This is a genomic window from Algibacter ulvanivorans, from assembly GCF_048381495.1.
GTDB lineage: Bacteria > Bacteroidota > Bacteroidia > Flavobacteriales > Flavobacteriaceae > Algibacter_B > Algibacter_B ulvanivorans.
Window position 1 is genome coordinate 1 of record NZ_JBLWGD010000031.1, and the last position, 382, is coordinate 382.

General features: G+C 34.6%; 1 protein-coding gene. It reads right to left on the reverse strand.

Annotation, left to right across the window (positions count from 1 at the left end; translation table 11 throughout):
* The coding region (locus ACNG5D_RS15855) for a hypothetical protein (RefSeq protein WP_418184507.1) at positions 1–382 on the reverse strand (382 nt) is incomplete at both ends.

Sequence of the window (382 nt, forward strand, 5' to 3'; positions counted from 1 at the left end):
ACATCTTCTTGAACAACACTTAACTCTAAACTATCACCTGATGCTATAGTAATTGAGCCTGAACCACTTCCCGAAACACCTTCAACTATATATTCTACATCCATAGGATATGTTGAACAAGGACTTGCATTAGGATCTTCTATATTTATTTCTAATGTTATAATACAACCATACTCCGACTCTATAGTGTATATGCCAGATTGAGATACAACCACATCGCCTAAATTATAATTATCTCCTACTTGACTCCCATCGGGTAAAGTAATTGTTACATCTACTTCATTTGGCAATGCACTTAATATAACTTCATCGCCTTGATTAACATTTATAACTTCTTCGCCGCTTTGCCATTCGCCATTTATTTTATATTCTTGGGTTAATG